Origin of the sequence: Methylobacterium sp. WL116, assembly GCF_008039455.1 — a bacterium.
Classification (GTDB): Bacteria; Pseudomonadota; Alphaproteobacteria; order Rhizobiales; family Beijerinckiaceae; genus Methylobacterium.
On sequence record NZ_VRUV01001132.1, the window covers coordinates 1 to 482 of the forward strand.

Genomic DNA, 482 nt, shown 5'->3' on the forward strand with positions numbered 1-482 from the left:
ACGCCGGCCTGGTGCGGGCGCTCGACCCGAAGGGCCTGCCGCTCGCCGAGCACGACTTCGCCCTCGCACCCGACGCCACCGACACCGAAATCGCCTTCGACATGCCGATCGAGCTGCGCAACGGCGTCAGCCGCATCGAGATCGCGGGCGAGCGCTCGGCCGGCGCCGTCACGCTGGTGGACGAGCGCGGCAAGCGCCGCCGCGTCGGCCTCGTCTTCGGCGGCACCAACGACCAGGCGCAGCCGCTGCTGGCGCCGACCTACTATCTCTCCCGCGCGCTGCAGCCCTTCGCCGACGTTCAGGAGGCGCGCGGCGCCAAGGGCATCGCCGACCAGGTCGGGCAGCTGCTCGACAACCAGGTGACGGTGCTGGTGCTCGCAGACGTCGGCGCCATGGACGACCGCACCGCGGCCCGCGTGCAGACGTTCGTCGAGAATGGCGGCCTCCTGCTGCGCTTCGCCGGTCCGCGGCTCGCCGCCGGC

At 73.7% G+C, this 482-nt stretch carries 1 pseudogene; it reads left to right on the top strand.

Features of this window, described 5'->3' with window-relative positions:
* Positions 1 to 482, top strand: a pseudogene (locus FV223_RS29745) (LytTR family transcriptional regulator); the annotation flags it as partial.